Here is a 258-nt window from a genome sequence, read left to right as displayed (position 1 = left end):
AGACGAGCAACTATACGTGACGACTTTTCACAACACAACCAGAAAAATCAAAAAGCGTCTTTCTTCTCGCGTAGAACGGCAAATGAACGCCATACGGGTTCATCAGTAACGTTAACGTTTAATGCCCTTTGTAAATCAACGTCTTGCGTGCGAAGAAATAAATTTATTGTCCGTTCGTGCGCCAGTTTTGTGGGCAAACTAATGCCATTTTCAGCGCGTAAGTCCTTAATTTTCTGATATTCGGCCGTTATTTGTGGG

At 42.2% G+C, this 258-nt stretch carries 1 protein-coding gene; it reads right to left on the bottom strand.

Annotated features, from left to right (window positions below; all coding sequences use genetic code 11):
* Positions 1 to 47: 47 nt before the first annotated feature.
* A partial coding sequence (locus SB765_RS31175) for a hydroxyacylglutathione hydrolase C-terminal domain-containing protein (protein ID WP_410932699.1) occupies positions 48 to 258 on the bottom strand: 211 nt, incomplete at its 5' end.

The sequence above is a fragment of the Pseudomonas sp. SIMBA_067 genome (assembly GCF_046534675.1).
Lineage (GTDB): Bacteria > Pseudomonadota > Gammaproteobacteria > Pseudomonadales > Pseudomonadaceae > Aquipseudomonas > Aquipseudomonas putida.
The sequence above is the reverse complement of the archived record's forward strand: the minus strand, read 5'-3'. Positions and strand labels throughout refer to the sequence as shown.